Raw genomic sequence first — 15,143 nt, 5'->3', positions numbered from 1 at the left:
TTCCGCCCGCGATGTCCGCCTCGGCTTAGACACCCAGCGGCGAGGCGCCATCCACCACGCCAGTGAGCGCTCCAGCCCCGGTCGAATACACGACTGCGCGGGGTGTTCGCAGTCTGATTTCGCGCCCTACGACCGACGGGCCCCGGCCGAGAGGCGCACGGCCTCGGCAATCTGCGCAAACTGCTTCGCCAGCGGGCTCGTCTTGCGCCAGACCATGCCGATCGTGCGCGACGGCTGGGGATCCTTGAAGCGCGTGACTGAGACCGAAGCCGAGCGTGTCTCGACCGCGACCGCCATCTCGGGAATCACGGTGACGCCCAGGCCGGCATCGACCATCTGGACCAATGTCGACAGGGAGCTTGCGTCCAGCAGATCGCGTGGCTGCATGGCGCGTGGGGTCTTGTTGCAGAACGACAGAGCCTGCTCGCGAAAGCAATGCCCCTCCTCCAGCAGCAGCAACCGCATTTCGTGAAGATCTTCGCGATTGGGGGCTGGCTTTCCCTCATCCTCGCGCGGCCTGACCAGGACGAAGCGTTCCGTGAAGAGCGCGGCCTCGGTCAGCGAAGGCTCCGATACCGGTAGCGCCACGACCGCCATGTCGAGCCGGCCTTCATTCAGCTCCTGGACAAGTTTTGGCGTCAGCGTCTCGCGGACATGAAGGTCCAGCCCCTCATAGAGGCTGGTCAGGTCGGCGATGAGGCCCGGCAACAGATAGGGCGCGACCGTCGGGATCACGCCGATGCGCAGCCTGGCGACCAGCCCGCCGCGCGAGCTGCGCGCATAGTCTTCAAGCTCATCGACCGAGCGCAGGATGTCCTTGGTCCGAAGCGCGATCTCTTCGCCAAAACTCGTCAGCCGGACCTGGCGCCGGTCCCTTTCGAAAAGCTCGGCGCCGAGCTCTTCCTCGAAGGCCTTGATCTGCATCGACAGAGCTGGCTGGGAGATGGCGCAGCTCTCCGCCGCGCGTCCGAAGTGGCGGTGGCGGCCCAGCGCCTCGAAATAGCGCAGCTGCTTCAGTGTCAGGTTCGTCATAATCTTAGCTTATCGACGCAATCAGAAAATCAGAATTAATATAATGAAACCCTTTTGCTAAGAGGCTCCTTGCGACGACGAGGAGCAGGCAATGCCGAGACCGCCCCGCATGATCAAGACCGGTGGCGTTCCGCTCATGGCCGACCTGGCCCAGTCCAGCCGCCAGCGCCCGTCGATCGTTCCTGTTTCCAGCCACCCGGCTGGCAGGCCTGCCAGGCAGGCCATGAAAGCGGATCGCCTGCCCTGGCACCGACCCGCCCGTGATTGAGAAACGCGCAAGCAGCGTAACGTGAACTGGAGAGAATCATGAATGCGAAATCTGAGGGTGGAGCTGGGAAATGCCCGGTCGCTCACGGGACCAGCGGGACCCAGAGCCGCGACTGGTGGCCCAACCAGCTACGCGTCGACCTGCTGAGCCAGCACTCCTCAAAGTCCGATCCGCTGGACCAGGCCTTCGACTACCGCCAGGAATTCAGCAAGCTCGACTACGAAGAGCTGAAGAACGACCTGCGCAAGCTGATGACCGACTCGCAGGACTGGTGGCCTGCCGATTTCGGCCATTACGGCCCGCAATTCGTCCGCATGTCCTGGCACGCCGCCGGCACCTATCGCCTGAGCGACGGCCGTGGCGGTGCTGGCCGCGGCCAGCAGCGCTTCGCCCCGCTCAACAGCTGGCCGGACAACGTCAATATCGACAAGTCGCGCCGCCTGCTCTGGCCGATCAAGCAGAAATACGGCCAGCGGATCTCCTGGGCCGACCTGATGATCCTCACCGGCAATGTCGCGCTGGAGACGATGGGCTTCCGCACCTTCGGCTTCGCTGCCGGCCGAGCCGATAGCTGGGAGCCCGATCTCGACGTCAACTGGGGTTCCGAGACCGCCTGGCTGACGCATCGCCCGCTCGACACGTTCGATGCGCCGCTCAGCGCCACCGAGATGGGTCTGATCTACGTCAATCCGGAGGGCCCCGGCGCCAATGGCGACCCGCTTTCGGCGGCCCATTTCATCCGTGAGACCTTCGCCCGCATGGCGATGAACGACGAGGAGACCGTCGCGCTGATCGGCGGCGGCCATACCTTCGGCAAGACCCATGGCGCAGCGCCCGAATCCCACAAGGGACCGGAGCCCGAGGGCGCCGGCCTGGAGGCGCAGGGGCTGGGCTGGGCCAGCAATTACGGCACCGGCCATGGCGCCGACACTGTCGGCAGCGGCATCGAGGTCACCTGGACTCAGACGCCGGCGCAGTGGAGCAACCACTTCTTCGAGAACCTGTTCAAGTTCGAATGGGTGCAGACGCGCAGCCCCGGCGGCGCCATCCAGTGGGAGGCGAAGGACGCCGAGGACGTCATCCCCGACGCCCATGATCCGTCGAAGAAGCACAAGCCGACGATGCTGACGACCGATCTGTCGCTGCGCGTCGACCCCGTCTACGAGAAGATCTCGCGCCGCTTCCTGCAGAATCCGCAGGCCTTCGCCGAGGCCTTCGCCCGCGCCTGGTTCAAGCTGACCCATCGCGATCTCGGCCCGCGTTCGCGCTATCTCGGACCGGAAGTGCCCCGGGAAGAGCTGACCTGGCAGGATCCGGTGCCGGCCATCGAGCATCCGCTGATCAATGACGAGGATGTCGCTGCGCTGAAGGCCAAGGTCCTGGCCTCGGGCCTGAGCGTCTCCGAGCTCGTCGGCACCGCCTGGGCCTCGGCCTCGACCTTCCGCGGCGGCGACAAGCGCGGCGGCGCCAATGGCGCGCGCGTTCGCCTCGCGCCGCAGAAGGACTGGGAGGTCAACCAGCCCCTGCAGCTCGCCAATGTGCTCAAGGTCCTCAAGGGCATCCAGTCGGAGTTCAACCTGGCCGCGACCGGCGGCAAGGAGGTCTCCCTGGCCGACCTGATCGTGCTGGCGGGCAATGCCGGCGTCGAGCAGGCGGCGAAGGCTGCCGGCCAGGCCGTGACCGTGCCGTTCGCGCCGGGCCGCACCGATGCCTCGCAGGGGCAGACGGACATCCACGCCTTCAACGTGATGGAGCCGCAGGCGGATGGCTTCCGCAACTACCAGAAGGCGACCCTCAAGGTGCCGGCCGAGGTGGCCCTGATCGACAAGGCGCAGCTGCTGACGCTGACCGCGCCCGAAATGACCGTGCTGGTCGGTGGACTGCGCGCGATCAACATCAATGTCGATGGCACGAGCCACGGCGTCCTGACCGACCGGCCCGGCGCGCTGACGAACGACTTCTTCGTCAACCTGCTGGACATGGGCACGCAGTGGAAGGCGAAGCCTGAGTCCAAGGACGTCTTCGAGGGCACCGACCGCAAGAGCGGCGCCCCGAAATGGACGGGCACGCGCGTCGACCTGGTGTTCGGGTCGAACTCGGTGCTGCGCGCGCTGGCCGAGGTCTATGCCAGCTCGGACGCGCAGGCGAAGTTCGTGAAGGACTTCGTTGCGGCCTGGACCAAGGTGACGAACCTCGATCGCTTCGATCTGGTCTGATCCGGACGAAGAATACATTCAGCGGCCGCTCCCGGGCGGCCGCTGATCCTCTGCCCTTGCGCGCGAGCCAGGGTCTGCTCCTGGCTGGGGGTAAGCGAGAGCCCGGCGCCACGGACGTCCATGGGCCCCGCCCGGCCTTGCAAGATCCGGCTATTCCGGCCATCTGATGCGCCGAGTTCCCCAGCCAGACAGCATGCAGCCATGACAACCCAGACCGCCGAAAGCCGCAGCTTCGAAGCCGATGTCTCCCGCCTGCTCCACATGATGGTGCATTCGGTCTATTCGGACCGGGATGTCTTCCTGCGGGAGCTGATTTCCAACGCCGCCGATGCCAGCGAGAAGCTGCGCTACGAGGCGATCGCCAGGCCAGAGCTTCTCGGCGACGACCTGAAGCTCGCCATCACGATCGCGGCCAACCCGGAGGCCGGTACGCTCGTCATTGCCGATAACGGCATCGGCATGAGCCGCGACGAGATGATCGAGGCGCTCGGCACCATCGCCCGCTCCGGCACGCGCGGCTTCATGGAGCGCATCGCGACCGCCGAGGGCAAGGAAGGCGCGCAGCTCATCGGCCAGTTCGGCGTCGGCTTCTACTCGGCCTTCATGGTCGCGGACAAGGTCGAGGTCGTCAGCCGCCGCGCCGGCAGCGACGAGGCCTGGCTCTGGTCATCGGACGGCAAGGGCGAATTCACCGTCGCCCCCGTCGCGCTGGACGATGCCCCCCAGCGCGGCACGCGCGTGACGCTGCATCTGATGGAGGATGCCAAATCCTATGCCGAGCGCTGGACGCTGGAGCGCATCGTCAGGGATCAGTCCGGCCATGTGCCGGTGCCGATCTCGCTGATCGAGAAGCCGGGCGCGGAGGCAACCACGCTGGCCGACGGCGCGGCGCTCTGGGCCAAGCCCAAGAGCGAGATCAGCGCGCAGGACTACACGGATTTCTATCGCAGCGTCGCCGCGCAATACGACGAGCCGAGCGCGACGATCCATTTCCGGGCCGAGGGCCGCCACGAATACACCGCGCTGCTCTTCGTGCCGGGCGGGCGCCCCTTCGACCTGTTCGATGCCGATCGCAAGGGCCGCATCAAGCTCTATGTGAAGCGCGTCTTCATCACCGATGAGGCGGAGTTCCTGCCACGCTATCTGCGCTTCGTGCGCGGCATCGTCGACACCGCCGATCTGCCGCTGAACGTCTCGCGCGAGATGATCCAGGACAGCCCGCTGCTGAGCGCGATCAAGAAGGGCGTGACCAGCCGCGTCCTCTCCGAGCTGTCGAAGCTCGCCGAACAGGACGGCGATACCTTCGCCAGGATCTGGGAGAATTTCGGCGCGGTCATCAAGGAAGGGATCTACGAGGATTTCGAGCGTCGCGCCCAGTTGCTCGGCCTCGCCCGCTTCAAGACGACGGCCGCAAGCGACGGCCGGCGCAGCCTGAAGGACTATGTCGCGGCGCTCAGGGAGAACCAGACGGCGATCTACTATATCGCCGGCGACGATGCAGGCCGGATCGCGGATTCCCCGCAGCTCGAAGGTTTTCGGGCGCGCGGCATCGAGGTGCTGCTGCTGAGCGACCCCGTCGACAGCTTCTGGGTCTCGGGAGCGCCAGAATTCGAGGGCAAGCCGTTCAAGTCGGTGACGCAAGGCGCAGCCGATCTCAGCCTGATCCCCCTGCTCGACAATGCGACGCCGCCCTCTTCCGAGACGAGCGAGGCGGTTCAGGCCTTGCTCGCGGCGATGAAGGAGGTTCTCGCGGGTGAGATCGCCGATGTCAGGGCCTCCGACCGGCTGACCGACAGCGCGGTCTGCCTTGTCGCTGCGGAAGACGGCCCGGATCGTCAGTTCGAGCGGCTCTTGACCGCGGGCGGGCGCATCGAGAGCGCCAGCAAGCCGATCCTCGAGGTCAATCCGCGGCACGCGATGATCGTCGGGTTGGCCGGCGTCCGGGACGAGGCCGTGCGCAGCGATGTCGCGAACCTCCTGCTCGATACCGCCCGCGTGCTCGACGGCGAGCGCCCCACCGATGCCAAGGCGTTCTCCGAGCGCCTGAGCCGGCTGATCGCGCTTGGCCTGGCAGCCTCGTAAAGACCGCATGCAGCGTGCGTGCCCGTCCGGCACGCACGCCCTCTCGGCTCCAGACGAAGGCGCCGGCCACTATCTCCCGGATTGCTTGCAGGCGTCGAACGAAAGCCGGAGAGCTGGCGGGAGCCGATCCGGCCGCGTCGTTGAAGCGACTTTTCCCACGCAAGACCAAGGAGTTGCGGGAGAACTCTGCAACATTGAATCGTCTGGATGGGCCGGCTTCAGGCGGTGAGCATGAGCCTCAGGCGCCAGTCAGCTGCGCCTGCAGATCGGCGAAATCCGTGAACACCAGATCCGGCCATTGCGCGAGCAACGCCGCAGGGGCGTTGTAGCCGAAGGTCACTGCGCCGCAGGCCATCCCGGCCTTGCGGGCGGCCTCGATGTCGCGAAGCTCATCGCCGATCGCAATCGCGCGCTCCCGGGGGACGCCAAGCCGCTTCGCGACAGCCTTGAACTTGGCGCTCTTTCCCCAGAGCGAGGCACCGCAATCGAAGGCACTGACATGGTCCGCGGCCCTGCCCAGCGTTCGCCGGATCGTCTCCTCCGCATTGGAGCTGACGACGGCGATCCTGATGCCATGACGGGCGAGGTTTGCGAGCGCCTGTTCGACCCCGTCAAAGAGACGAACCTCGCCCTGGCTCTGCGCATTGAGCTGACGCATATGCGCGGCGATCGCGGGGAGTTTCCACAGGGGAACACCGAGATGGGCAACGATCTCGCGGCTGCCAAGGGCCCGCAGATCGTCCCTCTCCTGCTCCTGGACCTCGCGGAAGCCAAATCGCCGGGCGGTCTCGTTCAGCACCGAACAGAACCATGGAAAACTATCGGCAAGCGTGCCGTCGAAATCGAAGATGGCAAGAGAGTAGCGAGGCATGACAGCAGGGGAACGTGTGAGAGCTTTGCCGGCAATACCCTTATTGGCGGCGGTGGAGGACATTCATTCGAATGAGATGCGGCCTGTCCGGTAGCGTTTTGCTGGCGCCAAGGACAGCGGCATTTTGGGGAATGAGCCCATTTTGGGATTTTCACCGGTCAGTCGTCAGCAACATGGTCCGGCCCAGTGCGGGGTCGCGCGCTGACGCTGTGTTACGGAACTCACGATCAGGCGTGACGCAACTGGATCAGGCGGCGCGAGCCCCCGCTCTTCGAGCGTCTCGATGATGAGGTCGCGCGCATCCGATCATCGGACTTGGCAAAGATACCAGCAAGTACGCTCGCGGAGATCCGATCCGGAACAGGACGAGCGGCATTCCGGGCATGTGCGAGGATAGGATCATCTTTAAGCTTCGCCCTCGCGCAGCCGGTACTTTCCCTCCATAGTATGCAGCAACCGGATGCCGATTCGAGAGACCGTGAAGCGCGTCGCCATTTCGCTCGTCCCACTGTCTCTGCTCATCGGCTGCGGCGCGGCACGGGCGGCGTCGGATGCGCGGGACATCGTCAGGCAGAGCATCGGGCGCTGGGATTTGCAGGCCGACATGCCGGCAGAGATCGTCAAGCCGCGGTCCTGGCTCGACTGGCTGAAGCTCGATCTGTCGCCCGAGACGGTAAGGATCATGCTCTGGGGCGCCGTCATCCTGGGCATCGCCGTGACGATCTGGTCCCTGCGCGACAGCCTCCCAGCCTTCAGCAGGTCGCGCAAGATCGCAGCACGGGAGGCGCTGCGCCCCGCCTCCAACCCGTCGAGCCGGATGGAGGACGCGCAGGTCGAGGCCGACGATCTCGCGAGCCAGGGACATTATGGCGAGGCGATGCATGTGCTGCTGCTGAAGAGCCTGGCCGAAATCCGGATGCGTCTCGGCGTCAGCTTCGCGGCATCGTTGACGAGCCGCGAGATCGTGCGGCGGGTACAGCTGCCGCAGGCCGGGCGCGGCGCTCTTGCCGCGATCGTTCATTCGGTCGAGCGAACCTATTATGGCGGCCGGCAGGCGAACCGCGAGGACTATGCCGGCTGTCGCGAAGAATTCGACATGCTGAAACGCTCCCTTGCCGCGGTCCCGGCCTGATGAGCACCGCGACCTTCCAGCCCCGCGTCCTGGCCGCGCTGGCGGCAGCGCTCGGCGCGCTATTTGCCGCGTCGCTCCTGCTGACGGGCGCCGGCGGGCTCAACACCCCGGGCAACGCGTTCGGCGCCAACAGCTATTCCCGCTCGGCGGTCGGTCATCTCGCCGTCTTCGAACTGGTCCAGGCTCTCGGCCATAAGGCCGTACGGGGCGAGCATCAACCGCTCGCCATGCTGGGATCGAACGGCGTTCTCGTCCTGGCCGAGCCCTCCGGCAATCTCAGCGGCGAGGACGATCGCAACAAGGTCCTGAGCGCGAAGACGATCCTGCTCGTCCTGCCGAAATGGAGCGTGCGCGGGGACGAACGACGCCGCGACTGGATCGGCGCAGTGGAGCTTGCGCCCGTGCTGCGCGCCCAAGCGGTTCTCAGCGCCGTGGCCAATGGCGGCGAGATCGTCCGCGTAGCGCCTCCCGCCTCCTCTCAGCCGAACATCGCCTCGGTCGCACCCACGGTGCATGGCCAGATGCAGCTCATCAAGGGCTCGAAGCTAAAGCCCCTGATCGCCTCCAGCGATGGCATCCTGCTGGGGGAACTGCAGGAGGGCACTCGGCGTATCTGGATCCTGTCGGACCCCGATCCGCTCGAAAATCACGGCATCGGGAAGGATCGCAACGCCGATTTCGTCCGGGATATCGTCGCGGCCCTGCTTGGAGGACAGAACGGCACACTGGTCTTCGACGAGACGATCCACGGCTTCCAACGGTCCCCGCCCAATCTCCTGAAATTCCTCTACGAATTTCCGTTCAACCTTGCGCTTCTCCAGTTCATCGCCGGCCTCGCGCTCCTCCTCTTCGCCGCAATGGGCCGCTTCGGCGCTGCGCAGACCCTTCCGCGCCAGGTCGAGGCCGGCCGGCATGCCTTGATCGGCAACGCCGCCTCGCTGATCGACCATGCTGGCCACCATGCCGCGATCCTGCACCGCTATATCGGCCTGGCGCTGCAGGATGCCGCCCGGATCCTCCATGCCCCGCCACGGCTGGCGGGGCCGGAACTCGTCGCATGGCTCGGCAAGACCGCAGCCGAACGCGGCATCGACACGACATCCCTCGAAACACTGGAGCGAGCGGCCAAGGCCAGGCCCCGCGACCTCGCTTCGCTGCTCACCGCGGCGCAGACGATCCATCGATGGCGCAAGGATCTGGTGAATGGAATTCCGCAACGTCTCGGCGATCACTGAACAGATCCGCAACGAGATCCGAAAGGCCGTCGTCGGCCATGACGAGGTCGTCGAACTGATGCTCGTCAGCCTGCTCTGCGGCGGGCATGTGCTGCTGGAAGGCGTTCCCGGCACCGCAAAGACGCTTCTCGGGCAGTCCTTCGCCACCGGCCTGTCGCTGCGCTTCGGGCGTATCCAGTTCACGCCCGACATGATGCCCGGCGACCTGCTCGGCACCAACCTGTTCAACTTCCAGACGAGCAGCTTCACCCTGACGCACGGGCCGATCTTCGCCGACATCCTGCTCGCCGACGAAATCAACCGCACTCCGCCGAAGACGCAGGCCGCGCTGCTGCAGGCGATGAATGAACGCAATGTCACGATCGACGGGGTCACCCATCCGCTGGGCGATGCGTTCATGGTGGTCGCGACGCAGAACCCGATCGAACAGCAGGGCACGTACCCCCTGCCCGAGGCTCAGCTCGATCGCTTCCTGTTCAAGATCAACCTGACCTATCCGAGCAGGGAGGAGGAGTGCGACATCGTGGGTCGCCATGGGCACCGCACCGCCATGCCCAGGCTCTCGGAATTCGGACTGTCGGCCGTCGTGACGGAGGCGCAACTGCTCGCTGCGCGCGACCTTGTCGCCCGGATCAATCTCGGCGCGCCCCTCGTCGCCTATATCGTCGACATCATTCGCGCGACGCGCAGCCACCCTGCCATCGAAACCGGCGCCTCGACCCGCGCCGCAACCATGCTGGCTTCGGCAAGCCGGGCCCGGGCAACCACGCAGGGCCGCGACTTCGTCATTCCCGACGACGTCAAGTTCCTCGCGCTGCCGCTGCTGCGCCATCGGATCGTGCTAGCGCCCAACGCCGAGATCGAGGGCCTGGTCAGCGACAGCGTTGTCAGCGAATTGCTCGACCAGGTCGCCGTACCGCGATGATCAGGCCGACGCTGCGCGCGGTTCTGGTCTTCGGAGCGACCCTCCCGGTCGCTGTCATCCTGCTGGCCTATGACGCGGCGCTCTGGCCGATCTCGCTCGATCTTGCCCTGTTCGTCCTGGCGCTGATCGCGGTCGATGCCGTGCTCTGCGTCCGGCCCTCCCGCCTGGAGATCGCAACCGATGCACCAAGCCGGCTCTTCATCGGCAGCGAGGGCGAGTTGACGGTCAAAATCGGCGTCGCCAGCGCCGCGCGCGGACTCGTTTTCGATGTGCTTGCCGAGCAGCGCGGCGACCTCGCCCCACCCGAACTGCGCCGGCTGCCGGTCACGCCCGGCCAAGCCGGCGAGACGACGCTGCCGCTCTTGCCGCATCGTCGCGGCCGCCTATCCATCGATGCCCTGTGGCTTCGCTGGCAAGGGCCACTCGGCCTGGCCACGCGCGCCCATCGGCGGCCGCTGACTCTGGCACTCGACGTCGTTCCCGACATTCGCGGCATCGCTTCGGCCGGCATACAGTTCTTCAGCCGGGACGCGATCGACGGCATCCGTGTCCAGCGCCAGAAGGGCGAAGGCACCGAATTCGAAGCGCTGCGGGAGCATGTTCCGGGCATCGACAACCGCTTCATCGACTGGAAACGCTCCGCCAAGCATCTCAAATTGCTGTCCAAGGAGTTTCAGGTCGAGCGCAACCACCAGATCATCCTCGCCTTCGACACCGGCTACCTGATGGCCGAACCGATCGACGGCCTCTCCCGTCTCGACCACGCAATCCATGCCGGCCTGCTGCTCGGCTGGGTCTCGCTGCGCAGCGGCGATTATGTCGGCAGCTTCGGCTTCGATGCACGCATCCGGCAGTTCATGCTGCCGTCGCGCGGCATGAGTTCTTTCGCCCGGCTTCAGAACGCCTCCAGCCAGCTCGGCTACCAGACTGAAGAAACCAACTTCACCCTTGGACTGGCCGAGCTCAATGCGCGCCTGAAACGGCGGGCGCTCGTGGTGCTGTTCACGGAATTCATCGATACGACCACCGCCCAACTGCTGCTGGAAAGCCTGCAGCGCATGGCAAACCGCCATGCCGTAATCTTCGTCACCCTGCGCGATCCGCTGCTGCCGAGCATCGTCGAAGCAAAGCCCGAGCGCTTTCAATCGGTCGCCGAGGCGGTCGTTGCCCACGACCTGCTGCGGGAACGTGCCGTCGTGCTGGAGCGGCTGACGCGCATGGGCGTGCATTGCCTGGAGATCCCACCGCGCGGACCGGCCGTCGGCCTCGTCAATCGCTACCTCCAGATCAAGCAAAGGGGGCTGTTATAGACCCGCGCGCGCGCTCGCCCGGCGCCCAGCCGGCTCCCGTACCGACAATCTCGCTACGCAGCAGCGAGTTCCGCAAGAGCCGCGAAACGGCCTGGCGGACGCTCGAAGCCTTGATTTCTCGCGTCGAGAAGAAAGGCATCGCCAGGCTTTCCGCGGAGGAGCTGCAGCAACTGCCGCTGCTTTACCGGACGGCGGCGTCCTCGCTTTCGGTGGCGCGCTCGATCGCGCTCGACCGCAACCTGATCCTCTATCTCGAGGGGCTGGTGCTGCGGGCCTTCTTTGTCGTCTACGGGCCGCGGGCCGGCATTCTGGAGAGCTTCATTCAGTTCCTGAAGCACGGCTTCCCGGCCGCGATCCGCAAGGCCGGCTGGCATATCCTGATTGTGGCTCTCGCCCTTGCGGCCGGTACCGTCATCGGCTTCATGCTCGTAGCCCCCAACGAAGCCTGGTTCAGCTCGCTTGTGCCGGAGGCTCTTGCGGGCGGCCGTGGAGCAGCCAGCACGGCCCAGCAGTTGCGTGAAGAGGAAATCTTCGCGCCCTGGCCTGGCTTCGTGGATTCCTTCGTCGTCTTCGCCAATTTCCTCTTCCGCCACAACGCCACCATCGGGATCATGACCTTTGGGCTCGGCATTCTCGGCGGCGTGCCGACGCTGCTCCTCATCGGCTATCAGGGGGTCGTGCTCGGCGCCTTCTTCGCCCTGCACTATAATCGCGGCCTGCTCTACGATTTCATCGGCTGGGTTTCGATCCACGGCGTCACCGAGATCGGCGCCCTGATCCTGTGCGGAGCGGGCGGCCTGGTCATTGCGGAGAAAATCCTGTTTCCCGGGCGCTATTCGCGCATCGACAACCTGGCACTGGCGGGCAAAGCGGCGGCGGGGCTTGCCGGAGGCGCCGTGCTGATGCTGTTTGCGGCGGGGCTCATCGAGGGCGGCCTGCGCCAGCTGATCGCCTCAACGCCGTGGCGCCTGGCCATCGGGTTTGCGACCGGGCTGCTATGGGCCACCTATTTCCTCTCGAACCGTGGGCGGGTGAGCGATGGCGCAGCGGCTTGACCGGATCAACCGCCTGCTCGATGGCGTCACCCGCAATCGCCGAGAGATCACCAGCCCGGAAGGCATCGTGCTGGAAGTGGACATCGCCAATCCCGGCGAGCGCCTCGTCGCCTTCCTGATCGATTTCCTGTTCTGGATGCTGGGGACGATCCTGCTCTACGTGATCCTGAGACTTATGCTCGCCGAGAACTTCAACGGATCGGTGGCCATCACGATCGTGCTCTTCGTTTCCTTCCTGCTGCGGAACCTCTACTTCATCCATTTCGAGCTGCAGAGCCAGGGTGCGACGCCGGGCAAGCGCATCACGAGCCTGAAGGTGATAGACCGCGGCGGCGGCCCTCTCCTCCCCGGAGCGATCATTGCCCGCAATCTGACCCGCGAGGTCGAGATCTTCCTGCCGCTCGGGCTCTTCTTCGCAGTCCCCCAGATGGATGCGGGCGCGAGCTTCTGGACCGCAGCGACCTATTTCGGCTGGGCGCTTGCCGTCTCGGCCCTGCCCTTCTTCAACCGTGACCGTCTGCGTGCCGGTGACCTGATTGCCGGAACGATGGTGATATCCGTACCACGGCGCGCCCTGCTGGCCGAGCTCGCAAGGGACAGCGCGCGCTATGTCTTCAGCCGCAGCCAACTCGAAGCCTACGGCGCCTTCGAACTGCAGGTGCTCGAGGAATTGCTGCGCCGGCCGACCTCACCCGACACCACGCTCATGCAGCAGCAGGTCTGCACCAAGATCTGCCGCAAGATCGGCTGGACGGAGCCTGTGCCTGCCGCCGAAGCGCTGGACTTCCTGAGGGCCTTCTACACCGCCGAACGCGCCCATCTCGAACGCGAACAGCTGTTCGGCCATTATCGCGCCGACAAGACGGAAGCGGCGGCCACCCGTCGGTAGCCGCCGTCCAGACAGGCGCAGGGGCCTTGCGTGCCCGCTCAATCGAAGACGTTGGCCAATGTGTCGAGATCGATGCCTTCCTTCGCCGCCCGAAGATCGTGGTAGATCACGGCGCTCAGCACGGCGCCAAACGAGGTCGAGACGACCTGCCAGGCGAAGCTCAACAGCGTTCCCGGAATGCTCTCGCCGCCGATCTTGGCCAGCACGAGGCCGCCCATGATCGCGATGACGACCACCAACAGGAACAATCCGAAAATCTGCCAGCGATAGCCCTTGGTCAGCGCGACGCTGCGCTTCAGGCTCGCCATCACGCCGGACTTCTCGATGACGCAGGCAGGGATCGCGACGTAGAGCATGCAGCCGAGGATGATACCCGGCACGATGAAGAGAACCATGCCGAGGACAGTCGCAAAACCGATCAGGATCGAGACGCCAATGACGGGCACCGCGCGCGCCAGGCCGATCCGGAAGGATTCGCCAATCGTGAAGGGCTGGCCCCGCATGTCCTGGAACGCGCCATAGAGGCTCGTCGCCTGCGCAATGCTCTGGAACACTACGGTCAAGATGGCGGTTAGTGCTCCGGCGACGGCAAATTCCGCTCCCGGGGTCCCGGAACCTGACGCAGATACTAGAGTCAGGATGAGCAACGGCGCCATTGGCAGGAGCGCCAGCAGCGTGAACTTCCAGAATTGATGGCCAAGAATCGCGAAGGTCTTATTCATCACGGTGCCCACGCGGAATTGCGCAGGCGCGGCCGAAAGGCCGCCAGCAACGATATCAGTCATTGAATCCCCCGCCTTGCTACAACGAGAGACTGGCATGACGCGTTTGCCAGGGCAAACCAAAGTCGGGACATGTCTCCTCGACTGCTTAACGCAGAGGATCGTGCGGCGCGTCTTCGCTGACCTCCCCAGCGCGCCATTCGATCAAGATCCGTTTCGGTTCTGCAGACTGGGTTAGACTTGCACGGCGGCGAGACAGGAGTGCGCTCAGGCCATGGACACCTGCAACACGGCATGAAACGCTGGGTCAGGCTATGGGGAGCTTGCCGTGAATATGACTTTCGTCGTGGGCGCCGTCCTGTTGGGCGTGCTGGGTTTGGCGTCGGCTGCGTCGGCGCAGTCAGGCGGGACGAGAGCGGAATGCAGGGGCATGAAGAATATGCGGGCCTGCACCGCCGATCCCCATCGCCCGGGCAAGATCAAATGGAACGCAGCGCCCCGGCGCACGCCTGCGCATATGGCCTTCATGAACTGCACGAATCGATCGGGGACATAGTCCCGGGGAATTCTGCGCGAGCCTCTCCGCCTGAATGGACGGCTTCATTCGCCGCCGGCGCCGCAACGCCCTCGCCGCTCCTCCCTGAGCGGCACCGAATGGCCGCTGTCAGGCCGATCCTGATAGCCATGCTTGCCAGGGATCGGGCCTCACGCCAGGTGCAACTCGACGAACTGCCGATCGCACATCGACCAAAGACGCATGGGAACGACCTGGAGCGAACAACCGAGGGTTGCTAGAGGCGTAGCGGATTCCTCCCACGACTGGTTCGCCATGACGAAGCCTGCTGTTGCCGCCCTTCTCGCGTTCGGTCTTTCCGCCTGCGTCAGCACGCTCGATCAAAAAGTCCCAGACACGGCCGATACACCGGCGCAGCGGAAGGCCATTGCCGCCGTGGCTATCGAGAACCTCGGCCGTCATTGGGCCCTCGGCTATCTTCCGCTCAAGGTCCCCAGCATCTCGGGTCCCTTCGCGAGCAAGGGCATAACCGGCAGCACCGTCTTCGCCTACTGCATCAGCGCGGTCTATGACCAAGGCCCGTTCCGAAAAGTCGTGTACGGGAAGGCCCATGTCGGGCAAGCAGGTTCGAAGATCCACGTCAGCTATGCCGCGACGGACCTTATCTACTGCCAGGGTCAAGGCCAACCGTTCACCGAATTGGCTGAGTTGGTCGCCCAGAAGACCGGGGTGAGTATGAAATCCGTCTTTGAACTGCCTCCGCCCGCATTCTAGACGAGCGACGCCGATCGCGGCTTTTCTTGGCAACCCTGCCCGATGCCAAGCGGCAGCTCCATTGCCTTTCTGGTCGACTTGATGCTCAACCGCCATCATCATACCGGGAATCGACCAC

Annotated in this window: 12 protein-coding genes; 9 read left to right on the top strand and 3 right to left on the bottom strand. The window is 65.1% G+C overall.

The window, feature by feature from the left end:
* Nucleotides 1-126: 126 nt before the first annotated feature.
* Complete coding sequence (locus AB4099_RS08730; RefSeq protein WP_441477766.1) at nt 127-1,032, bottom strand: hydrogen peroxide-inducible genes activator; 906 nt, start codon at nt 1,030-1,032, stop codon at nt 127-129.
* A gap of 306 nt (nt 1,033-1,338) precedes the next feature.
* Here AB4099_RS08730 and katG point away from each other — a divergent pair, with 306 nt between their 5' ends.
* Both katG and htpG read left to right on the top strand, forming a co-directional pair.
* Nucleotides 1,339-3,516, top strand: coding sequence for a catalase/peroxidase HPI (gene katG / locus AB4099_RS08725; protein ID WP_441477765.1), 2,178 nt, complete (start codon nt 1,339-1,341; stop codon nt 3,514-3,516).
* A 201-nt stretch (nt 3,517-3,717) separates the two neighbouring features.
* Nucleotides 3,718-5,598 (top strand): molecular chaperone HtpG, encoded by a 1,881-nt coding sequence (htpG, locus tag AB4099_RS08720; RefSeq protein WP_441477764.1) that lies wholly within the window; start codon nt 3,718-3,720, stop codon nt 5,596-5,598.
* Nucleotides 5,599-5,836: 238 nt separating this feature from the next.
* On the opposite strand, the gene AB4099_RS08715 is transcribed toward htpG, so the two are convergent.
* Nucleotides 5,837-6,469 (bottom strand): HAD-IA family hydrolase, encoded by a 633-nt coding sequence (locus AB4099_RS08715; protein ID WP_441477763.1) that lies wholly within the window; start codon nt 6,467-6,469, stop codon nt 5,837-5,839.
* A 460-nt stretch (nt 6,470-6,929) separates the two neighbouring features.
* Between AB4099_RS08715 and AB4099_RS08710 the strand changes: the two genes are divergently transcribed.
* The 6 genes from AB4099_RS08710 (at nt 6,930) to AB4099_RS08685 (ending at nt 13,015) form a co-directional block, all read left to right on the top strand.
* Nucleotides 6,930-7,601 carry a DUF4129 domain-containing protein gene (locus tag AB4099_RS08710; RefSeq protein ID WP_441477762.1) on the top strand — a complete coding sequence of 224 codons (672 nt, stop codon included), beginning with the start codon at nt 6,930-6,932 and terminating at the stop codon, nt 7,599-7,601.
* Nucleotides 7,601-8,836 carry a hypothetical protein gene (locus AB4099_RS08705; protein WP_441477761.1) on the top strand — a complete coding sequence of 412 codons (1,236 nt, stop codon included), beginning with the start codon at nt 7,601-7,603 and terminating at the stop codon, nt 8,834-8,836. Before AB4099_RS08710 ends, AB4099_RS08705 begins: the two co-directional genes overlap by 1 nt.
* Nucleotides 8,805-9,761: an AAA family ATPase gene (locus AB4099_RS08700; protein ID WP_441477760.1), complete on the top strand. Its 957-nt coding sequence runs from the start codon at nt 8,805-8,807 to the stop codon at nt 9,759-9,761. The genes AB4099_RS08705 and AB4099_RS08700 overlap by 32 nt, the downstream gene beginning before the upstream one ends.
* Complete coding sequence (locus AB4099_RS08695; RefSeq protein ID WP_441477759.1) at nt 9,758-11,071, top strand: DUF58 domain-containing protein; 1,314 nt, start codon at nt 9,758-9,760, stop codon at nt 11,069-11,071. Before AB4099_RS08700 ends, AB4099_RS08695 begins: the two co-directional genes overlap by 4 nt.
* Before the next feature lie 110 nt (nt 11,072-11,181).
* Nucleotides 11,182-12,126, top strand: a complete 945-nt coding sequence (locus AB4099_RS08690) for a stage II sporulation protein M (protein WP_441477758.1) — start codon at nt 11,182-11,184, stop codon at nt 12,124-12,126.
* On the top strand, nt 12,110-13,015 hold the full coding sequence (locus tag AB4099_RS08685) for an RDD family protein (protein ID WP_441477757.1): 906 nt from the start codon (nt 12,110-12,112) through the stop codon (nt 13,013-13,015). The genes AB4099_RS08690 and AB4099_RS08685 overlap by 17 nt, the downstream gene beginning before the upstream one ends.
* 38 nt (nt 13,016-13,053) lie before the next feature.
* Here the strand turns inward: AB4099_RS08685 and AB4099_RS08680 are convergent, their stop codons facing one another.
* Nucleotides 13,054-13,800 carry a hypothetical protein gene (locus AB4099_RS08680; RefSeq protein WP_441477756.1) on the bottom strand — a complete coding sequence of 249 codons (747 nt, stop codon included), beginning with the start codon at nt 13,798-13,800 and terminating at the stop codon, nt 13,054-13,056.
* 766 nt (nt 13,801-14,566) lie between these two features.
* Here AB4099_RS08680 and AB4099_RS08675 point away from each other — a divergent pair.
* Nucleotides 14,567-15,025: a hypothetical protein gene (locus AB4099_RS08675; protein ID WP_441477755.1), complete on the top strand. Its 459-nt coding sequence runs from the start codon at nt 14,567-14,569 to the stop codon at nt 15,023-15,025.
* The last annotated feature ends 118 nt before the right edge of the window (nt 15,026-15,143 follow it).

This window comes from Allobosea sp. 2KB_26, assembly GCF_052115715.1.
In the GTDB taxonomy this organism is placed as follows: domain Bacteria; phylum Pseudomonadota; class Alphaproteobacteria; order Rhizobiales; family Beijerinckiaceae; genus Allobosea.
Note: the sequence above shows the minus strand (reverse complement) of the source record. Positions and strands in the feature narration are given on the sequence as shown.